The 22,983-nt window shown below is 68.9% G+C and carries 20 protein-coding genes; 14 read left to right on the plus strand and 6 right to left on the minus strand.

Going from position 1 to position 22,983, the window contains the following annotated elements; all coding sequences use genetic code 11:
- The first annotated feature begins 215 nt into the window (after positions 1-215).
- From VKV57_12240 to VKV57_12250, 3 genes are all read left to right on the plus strand, one after another.
- Positions 216-1,469, plus strand: coding sequence for a copper amine oxidase N-terminal domain-containing protein (locus VKV57_12240; GenBank protein HLW60678.1), 1,254 nt, complete (start codon positions 216-218; stop codon positions 1,467-1,469).
- A gap of 265 nt (positions 1,470-1,734) precedes the next feature.
- Positions 1,735-3,189, plus strand: coding sequence for an NAD-dependent succinate-semialdehyde dehydrogenase (locus VKV57_12245; GenBank protein ID HLW60679.1), 1,455 nt, complete (start codon positions 1,735-1,737; stop codon positions 3,187-3,189).
- A 31-nt stretch (positions 3,190-3,220) separates the two neighbouring features.
- Positions 3,221-5,173 carry an FAD-dependent oxidoreductase gene (locus VKV57_12250; protein ID HLW60680.1) on the plus strand — a complete coding sequence of 651 codons (1,953 nt, stop codon included), beginning with the start codon at positions 3,221-3,223 and terminating at the stop codon, positions 5,171-5,173.
- A gap of 30 nt (positions 5,174-5,203) precedes the next feature.
- On the opposite strand, the gene VKV57_12255 is transcribed toward VKV57_12250, so the two are convergent.
- On the minus strand, positions 5,204-5,551 hold the full coding sequence (locus VKV57_12255) for a cupin domain-containing protein (GenBank protein ID HLW60681.1): 348 nt from the start codon (positions 5,549-5,551) through the stop codon (positions 5,204-5,206).
- A gap of 276 nt (positions 5,552-5,827) precedes the next feature.
- Here VKV57_12255 and VKV57_12260 point away from each other — a divergent pair, with 276 nt between their 5' ends.
- The 4 genes from VKV57_12260 (at position 5,828) to VKV57_12275 (ending at position 9,002) form a co-directional block, all read left to right on the plus strand.
- Complete coding sequence (locus tag VKV57_12260; GenBank protein HLW60682.1) at positions 5,828-6,637, plus strand: hypothetical protein; 810 nt, start codon at positions 5,828-5,830, stop codon at positions 6,635-6,637.
- 90 nt (positions 6,638-6,727) lie between these two features.
- A complete protein-coding gene (locus tag VKV57_12265) occupies positions 6,728-7,174 on the plus strand; it encodes an 8-oxo-dGTP diphosphatase (GenBank protein ID HLW60683.1) in 447 nt (148 codons plus the stop codon).
- 230 nt (positions 7,175-7,404) lie between these two features.
- Positions 7,405-7,998: a hypothetical protein gene (locus tag VKV57_12270; protein ID HLW60684.1), complete on the plus strand. Its 594-nt coding sequence runs from the start codon at positions 7,405-7,407 to the stop codon at positions 7,996-7,998.
- Between the two features lie 38 nt (positions 7,999-8,036).
- Positions 8,037-9,002 (plus strand): DNA glycosylase, encoded by a 966-nt coding sequence (locus VKV57_12275; protein HLW60685.1) that lies wholly within the window; start codon positions 8,037-8,039, stop codon positions 9,000-9,002.
- Here the strand turns inward: VKV57_12275 and VKV57_12280 are convergent.
- Together VKV57_12280 and selD are read right to left on the minus strand one after the other, a co-directional pair.
- The gene (locus tag VKV57_12280) at positions 8,992-10,305 is read right to left on the minus strand and encodes an aminotransferase class III-fold pyridoxal phosphate-dependent enzyme (protein ID HLW60686.1); all 1,314 of its coding nucleotides are present in this window, start codon (positions 10,303-10,305) and stop codon (positions 8,992-8,994) included. The two genes, VKV57_12275 and VKV57_12280, sit on opposite strands and share 11 nt — an antisense overlap.
- Positions 10,306-10,381: 76 nt before the next feature.
- Positions 10,382-11,434, minus strand: a complete 1,053-nt coding sequence (gene selD / locus VKV57_12285) for a selenide, water dikinase SelD (protein ID HLW60687.1) — start codon at positions 11,432-11,434, stop codon at positions 10,382-10,384.
- Between the two features lie 440 nt (positions 11,435-11,874).
- Between selD and VKV57_12290 the strand changes: the two genes are divergently transcribed.
- From VKV57_12290 to VKV57_12320, 7 genes are all read left to right on the plus strand, one after another.
- A complete protein-coding gene (locus tag VKV57_12290) occupies positions 11,875-12,300 on the plus strand; it encodes a phage tail protein (GenBank protein ID HLW60688.1) in 426 nt (141 codons plus the stop codon).
- Positions 12,290-12,814 (plus strand): hypothetical protein, encoded by a 525-nt coding sequence (locus tag VKV57_12295; GenBank protein ID HLW60689.1) that lies wholly within the window; start codon positions 12,290-12,292, stop codon positions 12,812-12,814. Before VKV57_12290 ends, VKV57_12295 begins: the two co-directional genes overlap by 11 nt.
- A 111-nt stretch (positions 12,815-12,925) precedes the next feature.
- The gene (locus tag VKV57_12300) at positions 12,926-13,879 is read left to right on the plus strand and encodes a selenium metabolism-associated LysR family transcriptional regulator (protein ID HLW60690.1); all 954 of its coding nucleotides are present in this window, start codon (positions 12,926-12,928) and stop codon (positions 13,877-13,879) included.
- A gap of 388 nt (positions 13,880-14,267) precedes the next feature.
- The gene (locus VKV57_12305; GenBank protein ID HLW60691.1) at positions 14,268-15,431 is read left to right on the plus strand and encodes an alanine--glyoxylate aminotransferase family protein; all 1,164 of its coding nucleotides are present in this window, start codon (positions 14,268-14,270) and stop codon (positions 15,429-15,431) included.
- A 14-nt stretch (positions 15,432-15,445) separates the two neighbouring features.
- A complete protein-coding gene (serA, locus tag VKV57_12310) occupies positions 15,446-17,023 on the plus strand; it encodes a phosphoglycerate dehydrogenase (protein ID HLW60692.1) in 1,578 nt (525 codons plus the stop codon).
- Positions 17,024-17,058: 35 nt separating this feature from the next.
- Positions 17,059-18,348, plus strand: a complete 1,290-nt coding sequence (gene serS / locus VKV57_12315; protein HLW60693.1) for a serine--tRNA ligase — start codon at positions 17,059-17,061, stop codon at positions 18,346-18,348.
- Positions 18,349-18,638: 290 nt separating this feature from the next.
- Positions 18,639-20,267: a long-chain fatty acid--CoA ligase gene (locus tag VKV57_12320; GenBank protein ID HLW60694.1), complete on the plus strand. Its 1,629-nt coding sequence runs from the start codon at positions 18,639-18,641 to the stop codon at positions 20,265-20,267.
- Between the two features lie 97 nt (positions 20,268-20,364).
- Here VKV57_12320 and leuD read toward each other — a convergent pair whose 3' ends face one another.
- Genes leuD through VKV57_12335 form a run of 3 tightly spaced genes read right to left on the minus strand, consistent with a single transcriptional unit; the run spans position 20,365 to position 22,929 of the window.
- Positions 20,365-20,976 carry a 3-isopropylmalate dehydratase small subunit gene (leuD, locus tag VKV57_12325; GenBank protein HLW60695.1) on the minus strand — a complete coding sequence of 204 codons (612 nt, stop codon included), beginning with the start codon at positions 20,974-20,976 and terminating at the stop codon, positions 20,365-20,367.
- A 4-nt stretch (positions 20,977-20,980) separates the two neighbouring features.
- On the minus strand, positions 20,981-22,387 hold the full coding sequence (gene leuC, locus VKV57_12330; protein ID HLW60696.1) for a 3-isopropylmalate dehydratase large subunit: 1,407 nt from the start codon (positions 22,385-22,387) through the stop codon (positions 20,981-20,983).
- Positions 22,384-22,929 carry a ribonuclease H-like YkuK family protein gene (locus VKV57_12335; protein HLW60697.1) on the minus strand — a complete coding sequence of 182 codons (546 nt, stop codon included), beginning with the start codon at positions 22,927-22,929 and terminating at the stop codon, positions 22,384-22,386. Before VKV57_12335 ends, leuC begins: the two co-directional genes overlap by 4 nt.
- Positions 22,930-22,983 lie beyond the last annotated feature (54 nt).

Genomic DNA, 22,983 nt, shown 5'->3' on the forward strand with positions numbered 1-22,983 from the left:
CTCATCATCGTCCCTCCGAAGGACACACCCTCTCCACGTGTCCGCATGGGCTCCTCGTCTATCATTTTTCCCCATTCTCGCGCCGCGATGTCGCGAGTCCCACCCCCCGCCTCACCGGGGGCGATGTTTGACGGCGGGCCGGGGAGGGTAACGACGTACGCGGGAAGGGCATTTCAGCCGTTCCTGGGGGGGTCGGCGAAAAAGGAGGCGTGTGTATGAAACGCTTGGCTCTCGTCGCGCTGCTGCTCGCCTGTGCGGCGGTCTCCACATCAGTCCGCCCGGCGTCGGCGCAACAAGGTCCCATTCGCGTGTATATCGACGGGCAATCGATCGGCTTCGATGTCCCGCCGATGGTCAGCCAGAACCGAGTCTTCGTCCCGCTGCGCGGCATCTTCGAGCGCCTGGGGGCAACGGTGGACTACGATGCCGCCACCCAGCACATCGTGGCCATCCGGGGCGGGCAGACGGTCGAACTGACGATCGGTTCGCGCCAGGCTCGAGTCAATAATACGCCCGCGCTGCTCGACGTCCCCGCGTTCACGATCGGTGGCCGGGCGATGGTGCCGCTGCGGTTCATCAGCGAATCCCTCGGCGCGAGCGTGCAGTGGGTGGACGCCAGCCAGACGATCTTGATCGGTTCGGCCGGCGCCAGCCCTCCCCTGCCGCCCCAAGGCGAGCCGAGTGCCGTGCCCCCGCCCCCACCGGCCCAAAACCAGACGATCAGCGGACGACTGATGGCGGTGTCCACGGGAGGGAATCCACGGATCGTCGTCCGCAGCGGCGGGCAGGATTCCACGATCGCGGTCCTGCCCGACACCTCCATCTTTCGCTACAACGCGGAGACCCATACCGGTGGCTCCGCCCCGCTGGGCGCCCTTCGGAATGGCGACCAGGTCACGGTGATCGTCAACGATCAAGGTCAGGCCATGAAGATCACGGCGGACTACCGCGTGGTGGCGGGGGGCAGGATCGTCGGGGTAAACTCACAGGAGCGTACCGTCACGCTGGCCAACGGCCGGACCTTCGTGGTGATGGACAACTCCGAGATCACCCTGAACGGCCAGCCCGCCGATTGGGGAGCGCTGCAGTCGGGACGGAGCGCCCGCTTCCTGGTCGTTGCGGGCACCAATCAAGCGTATGCCGTCCGGGTGGTCAACACCACGCAGAATCCACCTCAGAGCGTGATCGCTCCACAGATCGAAACCCCGGTGCCGGGCGCCCAGGTGGGCAACACCTTCTCCGTAAGAGGGATGGCTCAACCCGGCGCGCTCGTCGTGGTCAAGGCCCAGCCGAAGCTGCTTGGGCAGGCGGCGCAGGCGCAGACGACCGCGGACCTCGCCGGGAGGTGGCGCGTGCCGATGAACCTGACGTCGCTTCCGTTTGTGACATTTCCGTACGTCGTCTCGGCCATTGAGGTCGTCAACGGTGTGCAGTCCGATCCGGCCAGCATTGAGGTGAACGTGCACTGAGCCGCGGTCCGGATCGTGTCCGGTGCGGCCGGGAGTCCCCGGCCGCACCACCTTTCTCCCCCCAGCCCCTGGATCCGTCGCATTCGCCGGGGGAACGCCCTTTGCGGATCAGCCCGCGGCTTCTCGGTCGGGATTGTGCCGGACCCGGCTCCCGCCCAAACTCCGGCGCTCCCCCCCGGCGGCAGGAAGTGATCCCTCCCGCTCTGAAAACAGGACGCGGTCGACGCGAAAAACCGGCGCAGTGGGACACGAGGAGGGCCAGACCATGGCAGTGCGGGAGGTTCCGCTATTCATCGACGGGCACTGGGTCAACGGTCACGTCGGCGGCAAATTCGAAGTGCTCAACCCGGCGACGTCTGAACCGATCGCCGCCGTTCCCGACGGCGGCCCCGAACAGGCGCGGGCGGCCGTCGACGCCGCCGCCCAGGCGTTCCCGAAGTGGGCCGCGCTGACCGCGCTCCAGCGCGGCGCCATCCTCTTGAAAGCTCGGGACATCCTGACCTCGCGGATCGATGCGCTGGCGCGCCTGATCACCGAAGAAAACGGCAAGCCGGTCGCCGAGGCGAAGGGCGAGGTGACGTTCGGCATCCAATACCTCCCCTGGTTTGCTGAGGAAGCCCGGCGCGTCTACGGCGAGATCGTCCCTCCGCCCGTGCCGCACAAGCGGCTCTGGGTCACCCATCAGCCCATCGGGGTCGTCGCCGCGATCACGCCCTGGAACTTTCCCGCCACGATGGTGCTCCGCAAAATCGCTCCCGCGCTCGCCGCCGGGTGTACGGTGGTGCTGAAACCGCCCAAGGAAACTCCGCTCACGGCGATCGAAATCGCCCGGGCCTTCGAGGAGGTGGGTCTGCCCCACGGGGTGTTCAACGTCGTGGTCGGGAAGCGCGCCGCGCCGATCGCGGAGGTCTTCATGAACGATCACCGCGTCCGCAAAATCGCCTTCACCGGCTCGACCGAGATCGGCAAGATGTTGATGGCCCAGGCGGCGAACCAGCTCAAGCGCGTCGCGTTCGAGTTGGGCGGCAATGCCCCGTATATCGTCTTCGACGACGCGGACATCGACAGGGCGGTGGCCAACGCGGTCGCGATCAAGTACTTCCGCGTCGGCGGCCAATCGTGCATCTGCGCGAATCGGGTCTACGTGCAGCGCCCCGTCGCCGAGGCATTCCTGGCGAAGTTCACAGAGGCGGTTCGGGCGATCAAGGTCGGCTCGGGCTTTGAACCCGGGGTGATGGTCGGCCCGATGATCAACGCGGAGACACTCGAAAAGGTGGAAGGCCTCGTCAACGACGCCGTGAAGAGAGGGGCCCGCCCGCTCACCGGAGGGCACCGGTTGACCGAAGGGGCCTATCGCCAGGGGTTCTTCTTCGCCCCGACCGTGCTGACGGACGTGACGGAGGAGATGCCGGTGGCGCACGACGAGACGTTTGGCCCGGTGGCGCCGGTGCTCGTCTTCGACACCGATGACGAGGTCATCGCCCGATCGAACAACACGGCGTTTGGCCTAGCCGCGTACGTGGCGGCGCGCGACATGCGCCGGATCATCCGGGTCAGCGAGGCGCTGGAGTACGGGTTGATCTGCGTGAACGACGCCACGGGGTACACGCACGAGATTCCGTTTGGCGGCTTCAAGGAAAGCGGCCTGGGTCGCGAGGGCGGGCGTCAGGGCATCGAGGAGTACATGGAGGTGAAATCCATCTCCCTGAACATCAGTTGACTGCCCGACGCCGCCATCCTCCCCAGCGCTGATGGCGCCCGGATCAAGCGACGCGCGGGTCATCGAGGTTCCGTGTGACGTGTTCATCGCCGGCGGCGGCCTGGGGGGGGTCGCCGCCGCGCTTCGGGCGGCCCGCCTCGGACGGCGGGTCTGCCTGATCGAAGAGACGGGATGGCTCGGCGGACAGATCAGCACCCAAGGCGTTGCCCATCTTGACGAACACCGCTACATCGAGAGCTTCGGGGGAACCGCGAGTTACTATGAACTCCGCGCCCGCATCCGAGCCTTCTACCGCTCCCACTATGAACTGTCCGAAGAGGGCCGCCGCGCTACGGAGCTGAATCCCGGGAACGCCTGGGTGAGCCGCCTGTCGTTCGAGCCCAGGGTGGGCGCAGCGGTGATCGACGAGATGCTCGCCGGCCCCCACGACTCCGGGACCCTGCAAGTCTTCACCCACACCCGAGCGATCGCCGCGGAGGTCTTCGGAGGACGCGTGGCGTCGGTGCTCACCCGGCAAACCGACAGCGGCACACTGATCCGCTTCCGCGCGGCGTACGTGCTCGATGCGACCGACCTCGGTGATCTCTTCGTGCTCACCGCGACCGCCTACGCGGTGGGAGCGGAGTCCCACGCCGAGACCGGAGAGCGGTCGGCCCCCGAGCAGCGGGATCCCGCCTGCACCCAGGATTACACGTTTCCGTTTGCGGTGGAGTACCGCCCGGGGGAGGACCACACGATCCCCAAGCCGCCCGGGTACGAGGTGCAGCGCGCCGCGCAACCCTATTCGCTCTCCTCGACGCCCTGGATTCCGGGGACCCCCGCCTACAAGATGTTCGAGACCGCCCCCGGGACCCACGGTCCGTTCTTCACCTATCGCCGCATCCTCGACGCGAGGAACTTCGACGATGCCCGGATCGTCCACGACGTCGCCGTGATCAACTGGCCGAGCAACGACTTCCGGGGCGGGACGCTGGTCGACCGCCTGCCGGACGAACAGACCCGGCTGCGCGAGCGCGCGCGGCTGCTGAGCTTGGGGTTCCTCTATTGGCTGCAGACCGAGGCGCCCCGGGACGACGGCGGCGCCGGGTATCCGGAACTCCTCCCCCGACCCGATGTGATGGGAAGCGCCGACGGACTCTCGCAGGCCCCGTACATCCGCGAGGGGCGCCGGCTGCGGGCCAAGCAGACCATCCGCGAACAGGACATCGCCGAGGCGACGAATCCCAGGGCGCGGGCGGCGAGGTTCGCGAATACGGTGGGGATCGGCTGGTACCCGATCGACCTGCACGGATGCGGGCGGGAGACGATCGGCATCCCGACCAAACCCTTCCAGATTCCCCTCGGCGCGATGGTGCCGGAGCGGACCCTCAACCTCATCCCCGCCGGCAAGAACATCGGCACGACGCATCTCTCGAACGGGGCGTACCGGCTGCACCCCGTGGAGTGGGCGGTCGGCGAGGCAGCCGCGGTGCTCGCGGTCTTCTGCCAGCGGGCCGCCGCCTCGCCCCAGGAAGTGTACGCTGACGACACCCTGGTGCGCCGGCTGCAGCTGACGCTGCTCGATCAGAGCATTCCCCTCTACTGGTACGAGGATGTCCCGCTCGCCCACCCGGCGTTTGCGGCGACACAGCTGCTGGCCGTCGCCGGCGCGTGGGAAGGGGAACCCGACACGCTCGCCTTCTCCCCCCGAAGCACCATGACGCTCGCCGCGGGAAAACGACGCGTGGCCGCCGCCGCGGTCACCCTCCGATCGCAGCGCGTTGGAGGCGCGAACCCGGATGCGGACGTCCTGCGGGCCGGCCCGGAGGATACCACCCTCCCGCTCCGCTGGTCCGCGGCGGCGACGATGATCACCCTGTCCATTCCCGGCGCCACGGTCCCGCCGCTCCCGGGCGAAGATCGGCGGATGACCCGGGCGGATCTCGCGATGTGGCTGGGGCGGCTGCTCCGTGAGGCGATCGAGCGGGAGGCGGCCGCCGGCTAGCGACCGACAGGCGGTGCGCGGGGACCCCGACTAAGCGAAGAGCTTGAGGTAGTCCTCTCGAAGCGGATAGAAGACATCCACGACCAACGCGCCGCCGCGGCCCGCCCGGCCGCTGTGCTGGATGCCTCCCGGGATCACGTAGGTGTCTCCGGGCCGGAGCGTCCGCCGCTCCGCGCCGATCTGCATCTCCAGTTCGCCCTCGATGATCAGACCGAGTTGCTCGTGGTGGTGGGAGTGGAGTGGGACCTCTCCCTCCGGGGTGAACTCCACGTAGTTCAACATCACATGCTCTCCCGCCAGGGGCTTAATCGTCACCCCCTTCGCGACTTCTTTTCCCCGCAACTGCTTGATCGAGGTGATGATCTGCTTGGCCGGCATCGGATCCCTCCTCGCCGACCCTTTCCCCCGAACCGGGCTCGGCCGGTGCAAGATTCGACTCCTCCGTGCGAGCTTCCCGCCGGGGGAGGGCGCCGGCGTTTGGGGCGGGTGCATCGTGGGTACAATAGTAGTCAGCGAACGGGTATCCCCTGGCATCGCCCGCGGAGGTGAACGTCGTGGTTCTTCTGCTGTTGGGCGTACTGATCCTCGTGGCCACCGGGCACCTGTTCGTGCACTGATCGCCCGCATGATCGCGACGGGCAGATGAGGGATCTCATGAATTGGTCGAGTCGAACCGTGCATGCGCTGGCCCTGGGTGCCGGCGTCGCCCTGATCCTCCAGGGGCTCGCGCTGCCCGCGCCCGCCCAGCAGACGCCGCCGGCCCAAAGCGCCCCCGACGCCCAAGCGGTGACGGTCACACTGGCCCGCGGGATCAAGGATACCAGTTCCATCTTCGGATCCGGCCTGGTCACGCCGGTCGATCCGACCACAAGCTTCGTGGACACGGATCTCCCCTACGCGATCGTCAAAGTGAAACCGCTCCCCCCGGAGGCGGAGGTGACGTTACGCCTCGCGGATCCGACCGGGCCGGCGTACACGATCAACGCGAAGATCCCCTCCCATCGAGGCAATCCCAAGGAGTTCGACGTCGCCCTGCCGATGTATATCCTGGGCACCGACCTCGAGGACCGCTTCGGCACCTGGCGTCTCGACGTGGCGTTCAACGGACAACCTCGGGGCGACACCGCGTTTCAATGGGCCCCCGCCTCCCCGATACAGCTTTCCAAGATCAAAGACCTCATCGATCAAGACCCGATGAGCGCGGACCTCCACTGGCGATACGGCGCCGCGCTGGCGCTGCTCCACCACGACCAAGAGGCGATCCGGGAGCTGCAGAGCGCGATCCAGCTCGACCGGAACTACGCGCTGTACTACATCACGCTCGGGCGGGTCTATGAGCGGGAAGGGCGCACCGCGGACGCGATGCGAAATTTCCAGACCGCCTTGTCGCTCCACGGGTCCTACTACGATACGGTATACTCCGGGTGGGCAAAGGCGCATCTGACCCGACTGCAGGCCCGCTAGCCGCCGGCGGCGCGGGGGGGCGCCCGGCGCCCGCGGGGCCGGAACAGGAGGATCGCCGCGCACCCCATCTACCTCAGGACTCTGTGCTTCATCCGCGACGGGGATCGCGTGCTCCTCCTCCGCCGAAACAAACCCCCCAACGACGGCCTCTACAATGCCCCCGGCGGGAAGATCGAACCGCATGAGGATCCGTATGAATCCTGCCTCCGGGAAGTCCATGAGGAAACCGGATTGCAGCTCCCCGAGGCCGCCCTCCGAGGCATCATCACCGTCGTCGTACAGGAGACCGGCGGCCAGTGGGTCTTGTTCGTATTCGTCGCCGATCGGCCGGCCGGGCCGGCGGATCCCGTGACGACGGACGAGGGCGCGCTCCGCTGGGTCCCCCTCGACGAGATCTCCACCCTTCCCGTGTTCCCGGACATCCCGCTGATGCTTCCCCACATCCTGGCGCCCCAGGGTGGGCTGCTCATGGGAAAGGTCCGCGCGCTGAACGACGACGCCGACAGCATCGTGGACTACGAATTCCGCACCGCGTGACCGTGCGCGCGATGCACCGGCGCGCAGCCTTGACCCCCCTTTCGGGTCCTTCTACAATCGAGGAGGGAAGTTCCGCCCCCAGTCTCCCATCAAGAAGTACCAGTGGGATCACCGGATCGTCCCCGGCGCCGAGCGGGCGGATGGAGACGAATCGGCCGAACAGGGCCTCGTCTTCGGTGACCGCGCGTCGCGGCCCGCCGGCGCGTAACCAGGCGCGAAAAAGGAGACGGATGCCCGAAGACGTGCTGGTAGTTCCGCGCGCCCGCCTGTTTCCCGCGGGCGGCTTTCACGGCTTCTCGACCGACGCGATCCCCCGATATCTAGCGGCGATCGCCGCGCACGCCCACTTCGCACCGCGGGCGCGGGTGGAGGAAGATGCCAGCCTGAAGCAGATCATCCCTTACGTCGTCCTCCGCCACCGCGAGACCATCTTCCTCGTCCGGCGGACCCGCGGAGGATCGGAAGCCCGCCTCCGGGAGAAGCTCTCCGTCGGCTTGGGCGGCCACATCAATCCGGAGGACGTCGGGGACGCCGTCGACCCCGTGGAGGCGGGGATGCGGCGCGAGCTCGCCGAGGAGGTCGAGGTACCGCCGGGGTGGCGGGCGCGGCCGGTCGGAGTCATCAACGACGACGTCGAACCGGTGGGCCGGGTGCATTTCGGGCTCGTCTACCTCGCGGATCTGCCCACCCCGGACGTGCGCGTGCGAGAGACGACCAAGCTGGCGGGGGCGTTTGCCGGGCTGCACGAGATCCGGGCGGCGTACGACCGGCTGGAAACCTGGTCGCAGTTCATCGTCGACGCGATCGACCTGCGCGAGATCTAACCGATGCCCGTCTCCGCCCCGCCGGGTGGTGACCGGGAGTGCCTGGCTGCGCGGGGGTAGCCGTGGCGATCCACCTCCCCGAGGCCGAGGGGGTCCACCTCGCCCGCACCCTGGAGTCCGGCCAGGCCTTCCGCTGGCGGTGGGAGCGTGGCGCGAGCGGTCGCGGGGCGGTGGTCGGCGTGATCGGCGGCCGGGTGCTTCGGATCCTCCAGGATGAACGCGGACTGTGGTTGATCTCACCCCCCACCGACGCGGCGCGGCGGCGGCTGCGGACCTACCTGGGGCTCCTCGCCGGCCCCGGGCGCTTGAGCGACGTGGAGGCGGCGCTGGCGCGCGACCCGGCGCTCTCGCGGGTACTCCCGCACACTCGCGGCATCGCCGTCCTGGCGCAGGATCCATGGGAAGTACTGATCTCGTTCATCATCTCCGCAAACAACAACATCCCGAAAATCCGCCAGTCGATCGAGCAGCTGGCCCGGTCCCTCGGCGAGCCGATCGGTAAGGGCCGGCACGCCTTCCCGACCCCCGAACGGCTCGCGGCGGCCCCCGCGCGGACGCTGGCCGCGTGCCTGCTGGGGTACCGCGCGCCCTACGTCCGGGCCGCCGCGCGCCTGGTCGTCGACGGCCGCCTCGACCTGAGGGCGCTCCGCCGCCGGCCGGTCGACGAGGCTCGCGAAACGCTCCTCTCGGTTCCTGGGGTAGGGGACAAGGTCGCCGATTGCACCCTGTTGTTCGGGCTCGGGCAGACGGCCGCGTTTCCCGTGGACGTGTGGGTCAAGCGTGCGGTGGAGCGATTGTACTTTCGCGGCCGGGCGCGGACCGCCGGACAGATCCGCGCGTTCGCGCAGGCCCGATTCGGCCCGATCAGCGGGTACGCGCAGCAGCATCTGTTCGCCTACGCCCGCGCCTATCTCGGGCCGCGAGGCGCGCGGTCGGGCCCCGTCCGCCCCGGCCTCTGGATGACCGAGCCGCCCCGTCGCGCGGGGCCCACGCCTACCGACTGATCGCCGTGAACGCCTGGTCGCACGCCTCGAGCGTGCGGTCCACATCGGCGTTGGTGTGGGCCAGCGAGAGGTAGAACTTCTCGTTCGGGTTGACGAGGATCCCCCGCTTCAGCAACTCGATCGACCACTTCAAGTTCAGCTGCGTGTCGGAGGTCAGCAGATCCTCCCAGTTGCGCAGCGGCTTTCGCGCGGTGAACCGGACCCCAAACACCGCATCCTCTCCCGGGGTCTGCACGACCACGCCGTGCCGGGCCCCGAGGGCCTCGATCTCGCGCCGCAGCCGGCCCCCGATCGCGTGGAAGTGCTCGTACGAGCCGGGGCGGCTGAGCACATCCAGGGCGCAGACCCCGGCGCTCGCGCTGATCGGGTTGCCGTTCAGCGTCCCGCTTGCCCACACCAGGTGCGCGCGGTCGGTCCGGCGCGCATCCAGATGCTTCATCACGTCGCTGCGGCCGGCGATCGCCGCCATCGGAAACCCGCCGGACATCGCCTTCCCGTAGGTGGCCAGATCGGGCACGACACCGTACCTCTCCTGGGCGCCTCCCCAGGCGATCCGGAAGCCGGTGACGACCTCGTCGAAGATCAGCACGATCCCGTGACGCGCGGTCGCCTCGCGCACCGCCTCGAGAAACCCGGGAACCGGAACCAGCACGCGCTGCAGCGGCTCGACGATCACCGCGGCCAGCTCCGCGGCGTGCTGCTCGATGATCTCCACCGCCTTCGCCGCGTTGTTGAAGGGCGCCACGAGCACCTGCCCGCGCAGCGCCTCGGGGATCCCGATGGAGTCCGGCTCGGCGTCCGGGTAGGCACTGGGGCGCTTGGGGACGGTGCCCCACAGCGCGTAGTCGTTCATCCCGTGCCAGCCACCCTCAAACTTCATCACCTTCGACCGGCCGGTGGCGCCGCGGGCCAGCCGCATCGCAAAGAACGTCGCCTCCGTGCCGGAGCCCGTGAAGTGAATGTGGTCGGCGCAGGGGATCGCCTCGACCATCCGTTCCGCCAGCCGGATGACGGATTCGTTGAGGAAGTAGTAGGTCGATCCTTTGGTCACCTGGCGCTGCACCGCGGCCGCGATCTCGGGGTGCCCGTGCCCGAGGAGGGCCGGCCCGGATCCCAGGTGATAGTCGATGAAGTCCCGCCCATCCACGTCGGTGACGTGGCTGCCGTGACCCTCGGCGATGACGAGGTTCACTTCGGGCGGCAGAACGAACAGCCCCAGGCCCCCGCCGGCCAGATACCGTCCGGCCTTTTCGAGGAGCTCCGCCTGGCGGGTGGTTTCGACGCGCCCGGTCTCCGGTGTCATCAGTGTCCTCCTTGGCCGTGTCGGCGTGTCGCCGGCCTCGGCATCGGTCAGCTTCGCTCGAGATCGCTCCTCGACACTATTCCACCACCACCGTGATCTCCCCCTCCCCCGGCGAGGTGATCTCGCCGACGACCGCCGGCTCCGAGATTCCCCCCGCGCGGAGCGCCCGAAGGAGGGCGTCGAGCCGCGCCGGGGGCACGGCGATCAGGAGACCGCCGGACGTCTGCGCGTCGCAGAGGAGGATCTGGCCGTCCTCGTCGATCCCTTCCCAGGCCACCGCTCCCCCCAGCCCCGCGCGGTTCCGGAGGGTGCCCGCGGGGATCACCCGCGCCCGCGCCAACGCCCACGCCTCCTCGAGCACGGGCACGGCGCGGAGCCGGACGCGTGCCCGCACCGCGGCGGCGCGCGTCATCTCGTGCAGGTGACCGAGCAGCCCGAACCCCGTGACATCGGTCGCGGCGGAAACCCCCACGTCGATCATGGCCTGCGCCGCGGCCCGGTTGAGCGTGGCCATGATCCGAATCGCCTCGTCGATCGTCGCCCGCGACGTCCGCTGCTGTTTGATCCCGGTCGTGATGACCCCCATCCCCAAAGGCTTCGTGAGCACCAACCGGTCGCCGGGGCGGGCCGAGGCGTTCGTGACGATCCGGTCGGGGTGGATGGTCCCGGTCACCGCCAACCCGTACTTCGGCTCGGGATCGTCGATCGTGTGGCCGCCGATGATCGCCACCCCGGCCTCGGCACACTTCTCCCCCCCTCCCCGCAGGATCTCCCCGAGAATCTCGAGCGGCAGCTTCGCCCGCGGAAACCCGGCGATGTTGAGCGCCAGGCGAGGCGTCCCCCCCATCGCGTAGATGTCGCTGAGCGCGTTCGCGGCGGCGATCGCCCCGAACCAGTACGGCTCGTCGACGATGGGGGTGAAGAAATCCACGGTCTGCACGAGGGCCAGGTCGGGGGCAAGGCGGTACACCCCCGCGTCGTCCGCCGTGTTCGTGGCCACGAGGACGGCAGGATCAGTTACCGGAGGAAGATGGCGCAGGACCTGCGCCAGGTCGGTCGGACTCAGTTTTGACGCTCAGCCGGCGCAGGCCACCATCGAGGTGAGCCGGATCCGGTCACGGTCATCCATGCGTCGTCCCCTGCATGACGTAGTCCCTATTGTAGCATCCGCGGCCGTCCCGATTCCGTTCCCGACGCAGGCTCCAGAGATGGCCCCAGGGAAGCCGACGTACACTCCCGGCCCCGCGACCGCCTCGTCCCGGACAGGAAGCCCGCACGGCACCGGGGCCCCTCGGCGGGCTCCCCGCCCCGAAATCGCACGCTCCGGCCGAGCATCCGACGAACTCTCCGCCGCCGCCCACGGAACCGCGGATTGCACACCCCAGAACCGCGCGCTATATGTAACTGGGGGGGGATGGCCGGGCTGCGCGTCGCCGGAGCGCAATCCGAGGCCGGGCCCCGCCGCTTCGATCGGCGAGATGTTCGACCAGTCGCGAAGAAGAGCCGCCCGGGGGGTTACCATCCGTGCCCCGCGGCGGGCCGGCGAGATCATCCCAGGAGGCCAGGGCCATGCCCCAGGATCCATACGCGAACTTCAGGTTCCTTGTAGAGATCGAGGGAATGACCCAGGCAGGCTTCACCGAGTGCTCCGGGCTCGGGGCCAGCGTCGACGTCATCACCTACCGCGAAGGAGGAGAGCCCCGCACCGTCCGAAAATTGCCCGGCCTCGTCCGGTACAGCAACATCGTCCTCCGGTGGGGAATCACCGACTCGGACGAGTTGTACCAATGGTTTCGGGGTGTCGTCGCGGGCACCATCCAGCGCAAGAACGGGTCGATCATCTTGCTCGACCAGGACGGGACCCCCAAGGTGCGGTGGAATTTCGTCCGCGCATGGCCGGCGAGGTGGGAGGGACCGGCGCTAGCCGGGGAGGGCGCCCAGGCCGCCATCGAGACCCTCGAGATCGCCCACGAGGGCATCGAGCGTGCCCCGTAGGGCGACGGCGAGTTCTCGGAATCCGCGGCGGCGGGCGGAGCCGGGCGCCGCTTCGGGCCGCCCCGATGTCATCGTGGACTTCCTCTTCGAGGAGGGGCTCTTCTTCATCGCCGTCAAGAACATCGGGGCCGGATCGGCCCTCCAGGTGTCGGTCCGGTTCGACCAGCGGCTGACCGGGGCGGGCGGCGGACGCGAGATCTCCGCGCTGCCGCTCTTCCAGAATATCGAGTTTCTCCCTCCCCAGAAGACGATCACCGCATTTCTCGACACCAGCGCCGCGTATTTCGCGAGAAATGAGCCGACAAAAATCGCCGCGCACGTCACTTTCCGAGATCCGAGCGGGCGGCGGTACGCGCAGACCCTCCGCCACGACCTGGAGATCTATCGGGCCATCGGGTATGTGGCGAGACCCGCCGGCGCGCCGGGCAGCGCGCCGAGTGGGGACCGCGGGGTCGACTCCGAGCTTATCGGTCGCGAGGAGAACGGCCCGATCGAGGGGGGCCGCGGGCCTTAGCGGCGGGCGGCGGACCGCCTCCCCGCGGAGATCGTCGGGCCTTACCGCGAGGGGCAGACGCATCGGCGGCTGTCGCCCGGACGGATTTATAGTAATATGGTGACAAGTTCGATGGCGATCAACCTGCACCAGTTGAAGATCTTCCACACCGTTGCGCGGTCCGGGAGCTTCTCGCGCGCCGCCGCCGAACTCTTGATCAGCCAGCCGTCGGTCAGCATCCAAGTGGGCGAGCTGGAGCGGCAGTTTGGGACGGACCTTTTTGCGCAGACAGGCAAGTCGGTGCGGCTGACCGAGGCCGGCCGCGTCCTCGACGACTACGCCGCCCGGATCCTGTCGTTGATCGACGAGACCCGGGTGGCGGTGGACGAGGTGAAGGGACTGCGTCGCGGGCGCCTGCTGCTCGGGGCAACCCCCACCCCCGGCACCTACCTGCTCCCGACCCTCCTGGGGCGGTTCAAGGAACTGTATCCCAACATCGAGATTTCGCTGCGCATCACCGACACCCGCCGGATCCAGGAGATGCTCCTGCAACACCACCTCGATCTCGGGGTCGTTGGCGGTAAGGTCAGCTTCCCCGACATCGAGTCCTCGGTGTTCCTCACGGATACCCTGGTGCTCATCGCCTCCCCGCTGCACCGGTTCGCCTCGGTCCCGAGCGTGCGGGTTGCCGACCTCACCGGCGAGCCGTTCATTCTTCGTGAGCGCGGTTCCGGAAACCGGGAGACCGTCGACGAGGCGCTCCACCGTGCCGGAGTGCACGTGACGCCGGTGTTCGAGCTCGAGGGCGCGGAGGTGGTCAAGCAGGCCGTCGCCGCGAACCTCGGCGTCTCGATCCTGTCGCGGTGCGCGGTCGAGCTCGAAGTCGCCGCCGGACGTCTGCGCATCGTGGCGGTCGACGGGCTGCGCGTGGAGCGGGCGTTCTCCCTGATCCACCGACGCGATCACGCACTCCCCCATGTGGCTCAGGCGTTCTTGGAAACGATCCGCCCGTCGGCGCCCGCCGGGGTGGCCGCCGCCGCCGAGGCCCCCTACGGGAGGCTGCCCCCCCCCTCTACCCCTGCCTAAACCCCGTTTTTCCCCCGCAATCGTCCCGGGACGGGCGGGGAAACGCGAGAAAGCCCCCTCGGCCCGTTGACGCCTGCGGGAGCGGATGCTATCATCACCACCAGTGCATCAGCTCGTCAGGTGAAGACGGAGACATCTCGGCCAGGGTCGCTCCCGTAGAGAGCCGGGTCTGGTGAAATCCGGCGGAGAGGTCCGGCCGAGTCCGCTCCCGAGCCGCAGCCGCACGGCGAACGCCGCAAGGCTGCCGGGTCCGCCCGATACCGCGTTCGAGTACCAGGCTGTGTGGTCATTTGGCCTGGATGAGGAGTGGCACCGCGAGCGCTCTCGCCTCCTTAGTGGCGGGAGCGTTGCTATTTCGAGAGACAAAACGATCCAGGAGGCGATAGCCATGAGTGACATCAACCTGCTGATCCCCGGGCCGACCCCGCTCCCCCCCCGGGTGCTCCAGGCGATGGGGCAGCAGATGACCAACCACCGGGGCCCCACCTTTGGCCGGGTCATGGCGGAGATGCTTGCCGGCCTGAAGGACGTCTTCCAAACGCGCAACGACATCATCCCGCTCGTGTGTTCGGGAACCGGCGGGCTGGAGGCCGCGGCGGTCAACTTCATCGCGCCGGGTGACCGCGTGCTCTCGGTGAACAACGGGCACTTCTGCGAACGGTTCGCGGAGATCGCCGAGACCTTCGGCGCCCGCGTCGACCGGGTGCGCGCGGAGTGGGGCCGGCCCGTCCCCCTGGAGGCGATCGCCGCACAGATCCGGGCGGACGCCAACCGGGACTACCGCGCGGTGCTCGTCACGCAGAGCGAAACCAGCACCGGGGTGCACAACGACATCAAAGCCATCCGCGACGCGCTGGGGGACCATCCGGCGCTCCTGATGGTGGACGCGGTGAGCAGCCTGGGGGCGATCCCCCTGGAGACGGACGCGTGGCACGTCGATGTCGTCGTCACCGGCTCCCAAAAGGCGCTGATGAGCCCGCCGGGCATGGCGTTCCTCAGCGTGAGCGACCGGGCGTGGGCGGCCGCGGACCGCGCCCCGACCCCGCGGTTCTACCTCGACCTGCGCCGGGCGCGCACGGAGGTCCACAGGGCCCTGCCGAGCACGGCCTTCACCACCGCGGTGACGGTGGCCTACGCCGTCCACGAAGCGCTGCGCCTGATCCACGAAGAAGGATTGGCGCACGTCTTCGAGCGGCACCGCCGGATCGCCCGGATGGTGCGGGCGGGCGTCCGCGGGATGGGGCTCCGCACCCTGGCCGATGACGCCTGGGCCGTGGACACGGTCACACCGACGTGCATGCCGGAGGGCATCGACGCCGTGGCGGTCGGCACCCGGGCACGCGAGGAGTACGGCGTCCTGCTGGGCCGGGGCATCGGGAATCTCGAACACACCATCGTACGGATCGGCCACCTCGGGTATACCCTGCCCGAGATGCTGCTGTCGGGCCTAGACGTGCTCGGACGGACCCTGAACGATCTGGGGCACCGCGTCCCCACCGACAAAGGACTGGCGGCGGCGCGCCAGACGCTCGAGACCGCCGCGCGGCGCTAGGTGGCGGACCCGCAATGCGCATCTTGGTCGCCGACGGACTGGCCGAGGAGGGTCTCGCCCGGCTGCGCGAGTCCGGCGACCTCTTGATCCGATCGGGCCTGAGCGAGGACGAGCTCGCGGGAGAGCTCCCCGGCGTGGAGGCGCTGATCGTCCGAAGCCGGACCCGGGTGTCCGCGGAGGCCGTAAAGCAGGCGACCTCCCTCCGGGTGATCGCGCGCGCGGGGGTCGGGGTCGACAACATCGACGTCGCGGCGGCCACGCGGCAGGGGATCCTCGTCCTCAACACCCCGGAGAGCAGCACGATCGCGGCGGCCGAGCACACGCTCGCCATGCTGTTGTCCCTGGTCCGGCGGATCCCGCAGGCCCAGGCGGCCCTTGTCGCGGGCCGGTGGACGCGTGAGAAATTCATCGGCTCCGAACTGTTCGGGAAGACCCTGGGCGTGGTCGGGCTCGGCAAGATCGGCGGCGAGGTCGCGCGCCGGGCCGCAGCCTTCGGCATGCGGGTGCTCGCCTACGACCCCTACGTCACCGAGGAGCGCGCGCGCCGCCTGGGGGTCGAGCTGAGCGCGTGGGAAGAGGTGCTGGACCAAGCCGACGTCCTCACGCTCCACGTCCCTCTGGCCCAGGATACCAAGGCCCTGATCGGCCGAACGGAAATGGCGGCGATGAAGCCGGGGGCGCTCCTCGTCAACTGCGCCCGCGGCGGCCTGATCGACGAAGCGGCGCTGCTGGCCGCGCTGGAGGAAGGCCGGGTGGGGGGCGCCGCGCTCGATGTGTTTGCGCACGAGCCCCCGCCGGACGGTTATCCGCTGCTTGCCCACCCGCGCGTCGTGGTCACCCCCCACCTCGGCGGATCCACACTCGAGGCGCAGCGGACCATCGCCGTCGACATCGCCGACCAGGTCCTCGCCGCCCTGCGCGGCGATCCGGTACACGGAGCCGTTAACGCGCCGGCGCTGGGGGAGGACACCTGGCGCCGCCTCGACCCCTTCATGCACTTGGCGCGGCGGCTCGGGGAACTCACCCAACAGGTCGCGGCCAAGCCCCTCAGCGCGATCGCGATGTCCTATGAGGGCGAGGTGGCGCGGATGGACACGCCGCCGCTGACCGCGTCGTACCTCACGGGCCTGCTGCACCGCGCCTCCGACCAGACGGTGAACCTGGTCAACGCCGTGGTCATCGCCAAGGAACGGGGGCTGGCGATCAGCGAAACCCGGACCGACCTCTGCGATGACTTCACCAGCCAGATCGTCGTCGACGCCCAGACCTCCGACGGGGCGCTGCGCCTCGGCGGGACGCTCTTCGGACACCGGGAGGCGCGCATCACCCGGCTGAACCGATGGCGGCTCGATCTGGTGCCGGCCGACCACATGCTCTTCGTGTGGAACGAGGACCGTCCGGGGATGATCGGCGCGGTCGGAACGATCCTCGGCCGGCACTCGGTGAACATCGCCAACATGCACGTGGGACGGAGGGACGCCGGGGGCACCGCGCTCATGGTGCTCACCCTCGACGCGCCGGCTCCCCAGGCGGTCCTGGGCGAGATTCAAGGAGCGGGCGGCATCTCCCGGGTGAAGGCGGTGCAACTCTAGGATCCGGCCGCGGCCGGCGGCGAGGAGCGGCGGAGATGGTGGACCTGAAACTGATTCGCGAGCAGCCCGACCTGTTCCGGGCCGGGCTGCGCAAGAAGGGCGCGGCGCCCGGCCTCGTGGATCGGGCGCTGGACGCCGACCGACGCCGCCGCGAGCTCGTCCAGCAGGTGGAGGCGCTGCGGGCCGCCCAAAACCGGGCCTCGCAGGAGATCCCCAAACTCGCGGGGGTCGCGCGTGGTGAGCGAATCGACGAGATGAAGCAGATCGCCGCGCAGGTCAGAGCGCAGGAACCGCTCCTCCAGGAGGCCGAGGCCGCGCTCCAAGCGGTGCTGCTCCAGATCCCAAACCTCCCCCACCCCTCGGTCCCGGAGGGAGGCCCGGACGACAGCGTCACCCTCCGGGTGGTCGGGGCCCCCCCGGAGTTTGATTTCAAGGCGCGGGACCACGTAGAACTCGGCACGGCCCTGGGTCTCCTCGACATCGAGCGCGGCGCCAGAGTCTCGGGATCGCGGTCCTACTTTCTGCGGCACGACGGCGCGCTGCTTCACCTCGCCCTCCTCCGGTTCGCGGTCGATCGGTTGGTGACCGAGGGGTTTACGCCGGTCATCCCCCCGGTGCTGATCCGCCGAGAGAACATGATCGGCCTGATGGGGGGCGCCTCCCTCGACGAGCAGATGGTCTACCGGATCGAGGGGGAGGATCTCGCGCTCGCGGGGACCTCGGAAATGGCGCTGGGATCGATGCTGGGCGGAGAGGTGCTGAGCGAAGCCGACCTGCCGATCCGGTTCTGCGGGATCTCCACCTGCTTCCGCCGCGAAGCCGGCGCGCACGGGAGGGACACCCGGGGGATCTTCCGCGTTCATCAGTTCGACAAGGTGGAGATGTTCTCGTACTGTCATCCCGAGCGGTCGTGGGAAGAGCACGAGTACCTCGTCGACGTGCAGGAGCGACTCTGGCAGACGCTCGGGCTCCCCTACCGCGTCGTCAATATTGCCGGCGGCGACCTCGGGGATCCCGCCGCCCGCAAGTACGACATCGAGACCTGGATGCCCGGCCGCGGCGCGTTCGGCGAGACGCAGTCGTGCAGCAACTGCACGGATTTTCAGGCGCGCCGCCTCAACGTCCGGTTCCGCAGGCGGGAGGGGGGCGGGGTCGACTTCGTGCACACCCTCAACGGGACGGCGGTGGCGAGCACACGGGCGATTGTCGCGATCATCGAGAACTTCCAGCAGCGCGACGGCAGTATCCGCGTTCCCCCCCCGATCGTCCCCTACATGGGCGGGCGGACCGTACTGCAGCCTCCCGCCGCAAAGGCGGCGCGGTAGGTTCCCCACCGAGATCGTGGAGACGGCGGCGCGCTTCCATCTCGCCGCCCCGCGCGACGACCGACAGGCCCGCCCTTCCCCGACCGGATCGCCCCCCCCGGGACGAGTCTCGCGCGGGCCGCCGGTGCGCCCTGCCCGAGCCGGACGCGTGTCGGGAGCCGTTCGGAGGAGCAGGAGTCCCAACGCGCACGGACGAACGACGGCGCTGATCCCACGGGCCTCGATGGCTCGCCCTTTCACCATACCTGATTCGGGCCGGGAACGATGGAGGGAGGCGACCCATGGCGACGATGCGGTACGCGCTGACCCTGCCGGCGATGCTCGAGCGGGCGGAGCGGGTCTTCCCCCGGAAGGCCATCGTGTCCAGAACGCCATCGGGCACCTTCCGGTACACCTATCGCGACTACGGCCTGCGGGTCCGCAAGCTGAGCGCGGCGCTCCAACGCTTCGGCGTGCGCAAGGGGGACCGGGTGGGCACGCTCGCCTGGAACCACCACCGTCACCTCGAGGCCTACTTTGCCGTCCCGTCGATCGGTGCCGTGCTGCACACGCTCAACCTGCGCCTTCCCCCGGCCCACCTGACCCACGTGATCAATCACGCGGCGGATAAAATCATCCTCGTCGACGCCGATCTGGTCCCGCTGCTGGAGGCGGTCGCCCCCGACCTGCGGACCCTGGAGGCCGTCGTCGTGATGGACGACGGGGTCGACCTGCCGTCGACCGCGCTGCCCCGCGTCGCGTCCTATGAGGCCCTGCTCGCGGCGGCCGAGCCGCTCGGGCAGTGGCCGGACCTGGACGAGTGGGACCCGGCAGGCCTGTGCTTCTCGTCGGCGACGACCGGCATGCCGAAGGGGGTGACCTATACCCACCGGGCGCTCTGGCTCCACAGCATGGCGTGGGGTCTCGCCGACACCGCCGCCCTCTCGGAACGGGACACGATCCTCCCCATCGTGCCGATGTTCCACGTCAACGCCTGGGGGCTGCCCTTTACCGGGGTCTGGATGGGGGCGAAGCAGGTACTCCCCGGCCCGCGCCCGGATCCCAAAGTGTACTGCGAACTGATCCAGCAGGAGCGGGTGACCCTGGCCGCGGGGGTCCCGACGGTCTGGATGGGGGTGCTCGCGCACCTGGATCGGGAATCCTATGACTTGTCCAGCCTCACCCGGATCATCTGCGGCGGCGCGGCGCCGCCCCGGGCATTGATCGAGTCGGTCGAGTCCCGGCTCCGGGTTCGGTTCATCCACGCGTACGGGATGACCGAAGCGGCCCCGCTGACGCACGTGGGGGGGCTGAAGAGCTACATGACGGACTGGGATGACGACCGCCGGTACGCGGTGAAGGCGAAGCAGGGGCTGCTCGTCCCCGGACTGGAGATGCGGGTTGTGGGGTGGGATGGGGCGGACGTGGCGTGGGACGGCAAGACGATGGGTGAGGTGTGGCTGCGGGGGCCCTGGATCGCCGACGAGTACTATCGTGACGAACGCACGGCGGAAACGTTCAAAGACGGCTGGTACCGCACCGGCGACGTCGCCACGACCGACGCGGAGGGCTACCTGACCATCGTGGACCGGATGAGAGATGTCATCAAATCCGGCGGCGAGTGGATCTCCTCGGTCGATTTGGAAAACGCCATCATGGCGCACCCATCGGTGGCGGAGGCCGCGGTGGTCGGAGTCGCGCATCCGAAGTGGCAGGAGCGCCCGCTGGCCTGCGTCGTCGTGAAGGCGGGGCGGACCCTCAGCGCGGACGAGATCCTGGCGCAGGTCAGGGACAAGTTTGCATCCTGGTGGGTGCCCGACGACGTGGTCTTCATCGATGAGGTGCCGAAGACCAGCGTGGGCAAGTTCGACAAGAAGGTGTTGCGGCAGCGGTTCGCCGCGCACCTGACGCCGCCGGGAACGGCATCCACGCGCCCCTGAGGCCTGGTCGCGGGCGACGTGCCGGGTTGCCGCGGACCGGGGGGAAGCGAGCGGGAGCGCGGGGGAGATCCCGCCCGGGGGCGTGCCGGGCCGAGGTTCAGCTCGTCACCCGCGGCAGCCACCCCGGCCGGGCGGCTTCGAAGCGGGCGATCTCGGCCTCGTGGCGGAGGGTGAGCGCGATCGCGTCCAATCCGTTCAAAAGGCAGTGCTTCTTGAACGCGTCGATCGCGAACCGATCAATGTGCCCGAAGCTGTCGGTCACGGTCTGCGCGTCGAGGTCCACGGTCAATTGATACCCTTCCCGCGTGCTCGCGGTGTCCAGGATCTGCCGAACCCGCTCCTCGGGCAGCTCGATCGTCACGAGACCCACTTGAGCGGAATTGTTGGCGAAAATATCGGCAAACGAGGGTGCGACGACAACCTTGAACCCGTAGTCCTGGAGCGCCCAGGGGGCATGCTCCCGGGATGACCCGCACCCGAAGTTCCGGCCGGCGACGAGCACCGTCCCCTCCCGGTACTGGGGCTTATTGAGGACGAACTCCGGATCGGGGGCCCCATCGGCCAGGAAGCGCTTGGGATAGAAGAGGAACTGCCCGTATCCCGTCCGCTCCACCCGCTTGAGATACCGGGCCGGGATGATCTGATCCGTGTCCACGTCGGCCCGATCGAAGGGCACGACGACGCCGGTGTGCGCCTTGAACGGGTCCATCCCGCTACACCCTCCACTCCCGGATGTCCACGAAGTGCCCGGCGATCGCCGCCGCCGCCGCCATCGGCGGGCTGACGAGATGCGTCCGGCCTCCGGGCCCCTGGCGGCCCTCGAAGTTGCGGTTGGAGGTCGACGCGCACCGCTCGCCGGGTCCCAGAATGTCGGGGTTCATCCCCAGGCACATCGAGCATCCGGCCTCGCGCCACTCGAACCCGGCGGTGGTAAAGATCCGGTCCAAGCCCTCGCGCTCCGCCGCCGCCTTGACCTGCTGTGATCCGGGCACGACCATCGCCCGCACCTTGGGATGCACCTTCCGTCCCGCCACGACCCGAGCCGCCGCCCGGAGGTCCTCCAGGCGGGCATTGGTGCACGATCCGATGAACACCCGGTCAACGGCGATGTCCTGGATCGGGACCCCCGGCCGCAGGGCCATGTACTGAAGCGCGCGCTCGATCGCCCCCCGCGCATCCATGTCGGGCGCGGAGGCGGGATCCGGCACGCGGCCCGTCACGGGCTCAGACTGAGACGGGTTGGTTCCCCAGGTCACGAACGGCTCGAACGTGGACGCATCCAGGACCACGCGCCTATCGTACGTGGCGCCCCGATCGGTGGGCAGGGTCTTCCAGAACGCGACCGCCTCGTCCCAGGCGGCCCCCTTGGGGGCGTACGGCCGGCCGGAGAGGTAGGCGAACGTCGTCTCGTCGGGCGCGATCAGCCCCGCCCGGGCCCCACCCTCGATCGTCATATTGCAGACCGTGAGCCGGCCCTCCATGGAGAGGCTGCGGATCGCCGACCCCGTGTACTCGACGACGTGCCCGATTCCGCCGCCCACGCCGATGCGCCGGATCACCCCGAGGATCAGATCCTTGGGCGTGGTCCCGAGCGGCAGCGCTCCGTCGATCCGGATCTCCATGGTCTGCGGCCGCCTCTGAGGGAGGATCTGACTGGCCAGCACGTGCTCAACCTCGGAGGTGCCGATCCCGAAGGCGAGCGCCCCGAGCGCGCCGTGCGTCGCGGTGTGGCTGTCCCCGCAGACGATGAGCATCCCGGGCTGCGTCAACCCCAGTTCCGGCCCGATAATGTGCACGATCCCCTGCCGCTGGCTCTGCAGCCCCTCCAGCCGAATTCCAAAATCGCGGCAATTCCGCTCCAGCGCTTCGACTTGGCGCCGGCTGATCGGATCGGTGATCGGCTCGGTCCGAGACGTCGTCGGGATGTTGTGGTCGAGCGTGGCAAACGTCAGATCCGGCCGCCGCACCCCCCGCCGGTGCATTCGCAGACCGTCAAACGCCTGGGGCGAAGTCACCTCATGGACGAGGTGGAGATCGACGTAGAGCCGATCCGGCTCCCCCCCCTGGTGGCGAACGATGTGGGCGTCCCAGATCTTCTCGACCAGCGTTCGCGGTTTCACGACCCCGACGCCCCTCCCGACCCTCCGACGGTCCCGGATGCCGCGGCGCGCGCGCGGTCACCTGCCCGGGGCTTGCCGGTCTCTCGATCCGCAACCTTGCTGGCGCCGTAGCTATCGGGCTTGGTGATCGCCGCATAGCCGCTGCCCTGGACCATGCCGACGACTTCCCGAATGATGCGCTTGGTCTCGCCGCGGTCCCCGACGTCGAGGTGGATCTCGACCGGAAGTTCGCTGAACCCGTTCTTTGCCAGCTGCGCGCTGACATTGCTGGCGGTTTCCAGGCTGAGCGATGTTTCATACAAAATGCGCTGGCGGAGACTTTCGATCTTCCGGTTGCGGAACTTGTGGTAGAAGTACCGCCCCCCCCGCCCCACCCGGTGGATGATCACCGCGGTGACGAAGCAGGTGTCGTCCCCCAACAGTGAATCGGTGCCGATGATCAGATGGTATTTTTGGGAAGGCTCCTCTTGCATGTAGTCCACGATGTGCTTGAACATCCGCTCAAAGCTGAGCTTCCCGTGGGTTGGGCTGATGTATTCCATGACTTCACCTGGCTCCAGTATACTCAAAGCTCAACCGAGGCGGCAAGGCGCCGA

It is taken from the genome of bacterium, from assembly GCA_035307765.1.
In the GTDB taxonomy this organism is placed as follows: Bacteria; Sysuimicrobiota; Sysuimicrobiia; order Sysuimicrobiales; family Segetimicrobiaceae; genus Segetimicrobium.

What these genes read in the sequence shown, in the direction of transcription:
- VKV57_12245 (HLW60679.1), top strand. Translation starts at nt 1,735, where the DNA reads ATGGCAGTGCGGGAGGTTCCGCTATTCATCGACGGGCACTGGGTCAAC.
- VKV57_12320 (HLW60694.1), top strand. Translation starts at nt 18,639, where the DNA reads ATGCGGTACGCGCTGACCCTGCCGGCGATGCTCGAGCGGGCGGAGCGG.
- VKV57_12305 (HLW60691.1), top strand. Translation starts at nt 14,268, where the DNA reads ATGAGTGACATCAACCTGCTGATCCCCGGGCCGACCCCGCTCCCCCCC.
- VKV57_12335 (HLW60697.1), bottom strand. Translation starts at nt 22,929, where the DNA reads ATGGAATACATCAGCCCAACCCACGGGAAGCTCAGCTTTGAGCGGATG.
- VKV57_12260 (HLW60682.1), top strand. Translation starts at nt 5,828, where the DNA reads ATGAATTGGTCGAGTCGAACCGTGCATGCGCTGGCCCTGGGTGCCGGC.
- VKV57_12290 (HLW60688.1), top strand. Translation starts at nt 11,875, where the DNA reads ATGCCCCAGGATCCATACGCGAACTTCAGGTTCCTTGTAGAGATCGAG.
- serS (HLW60693.1), top strand. Translation starts at nt 17,059, where the DNA reads ATGGTGGACCTGAAACTGATTCGCGAGCAGCCCGACCTGTTCCGGGCC.
- VKV57_12280 (HLW60686.1), bottom strand. Translation starts at nt 10,305, where the DNA reads ATGACACCGGAGACCGGGCGCGTCGAAACCACCCGCCAGGCGGAGCTC.
- VKV57_12300 (HLW60690.1), top strand. Translation starts at nt 12,926, where the DNA reads ATGGCGATCAACCTGCACCAGTTGAAGATCTTCCACACCGTTGCGCGG.
- leuD (HLW60695.1), bottom strand. Translation starts at nt 20,976, where the DNA reads ATGGACCCGTTCAAGGCGCACACCGGCGTCGTCGTGCCCTTCGATCGG.
- serA (HLW60692.1), top strand. Translation starts at nt 15,446, where the DNA reads ATGCGCATCTTGGTCGCCGACGGACTGGCCGAGGAGGGTCTCGCCCGG.
- VKV57_12250 (HLW60680.1), top strand. Translation starts at nt 3,221, where the DNA reads ATGGCGCCCGGATCAAGCGACGCGCGGGTCATCGAGGTTCCGTGTGAC.
- VKV57_12270 (HLW60684.1), top strand. Translation starts at nt 7,405, where the DNA reads ATGCCCGAAGACGTGCTGGTAGTTCCGCGCGCCCGCCTGTTTCCCGCG.
- VKV57_12255 (HLW60681.1), bottom strand. Translation starts at nt 5,551, where the DNA reads ATGCCGGCCAAGCAGATCATCACCTCGATCAAGCAGTTGCGGGGAAAA.
- VKV57_12240 (HLW60678.1), top strand. Translation starts at nt 216, where the DNA reads ATGAAACGCTTGGCTCTCGTCGCGCTGCTGCTCGCCTGTGCGGCGGTC.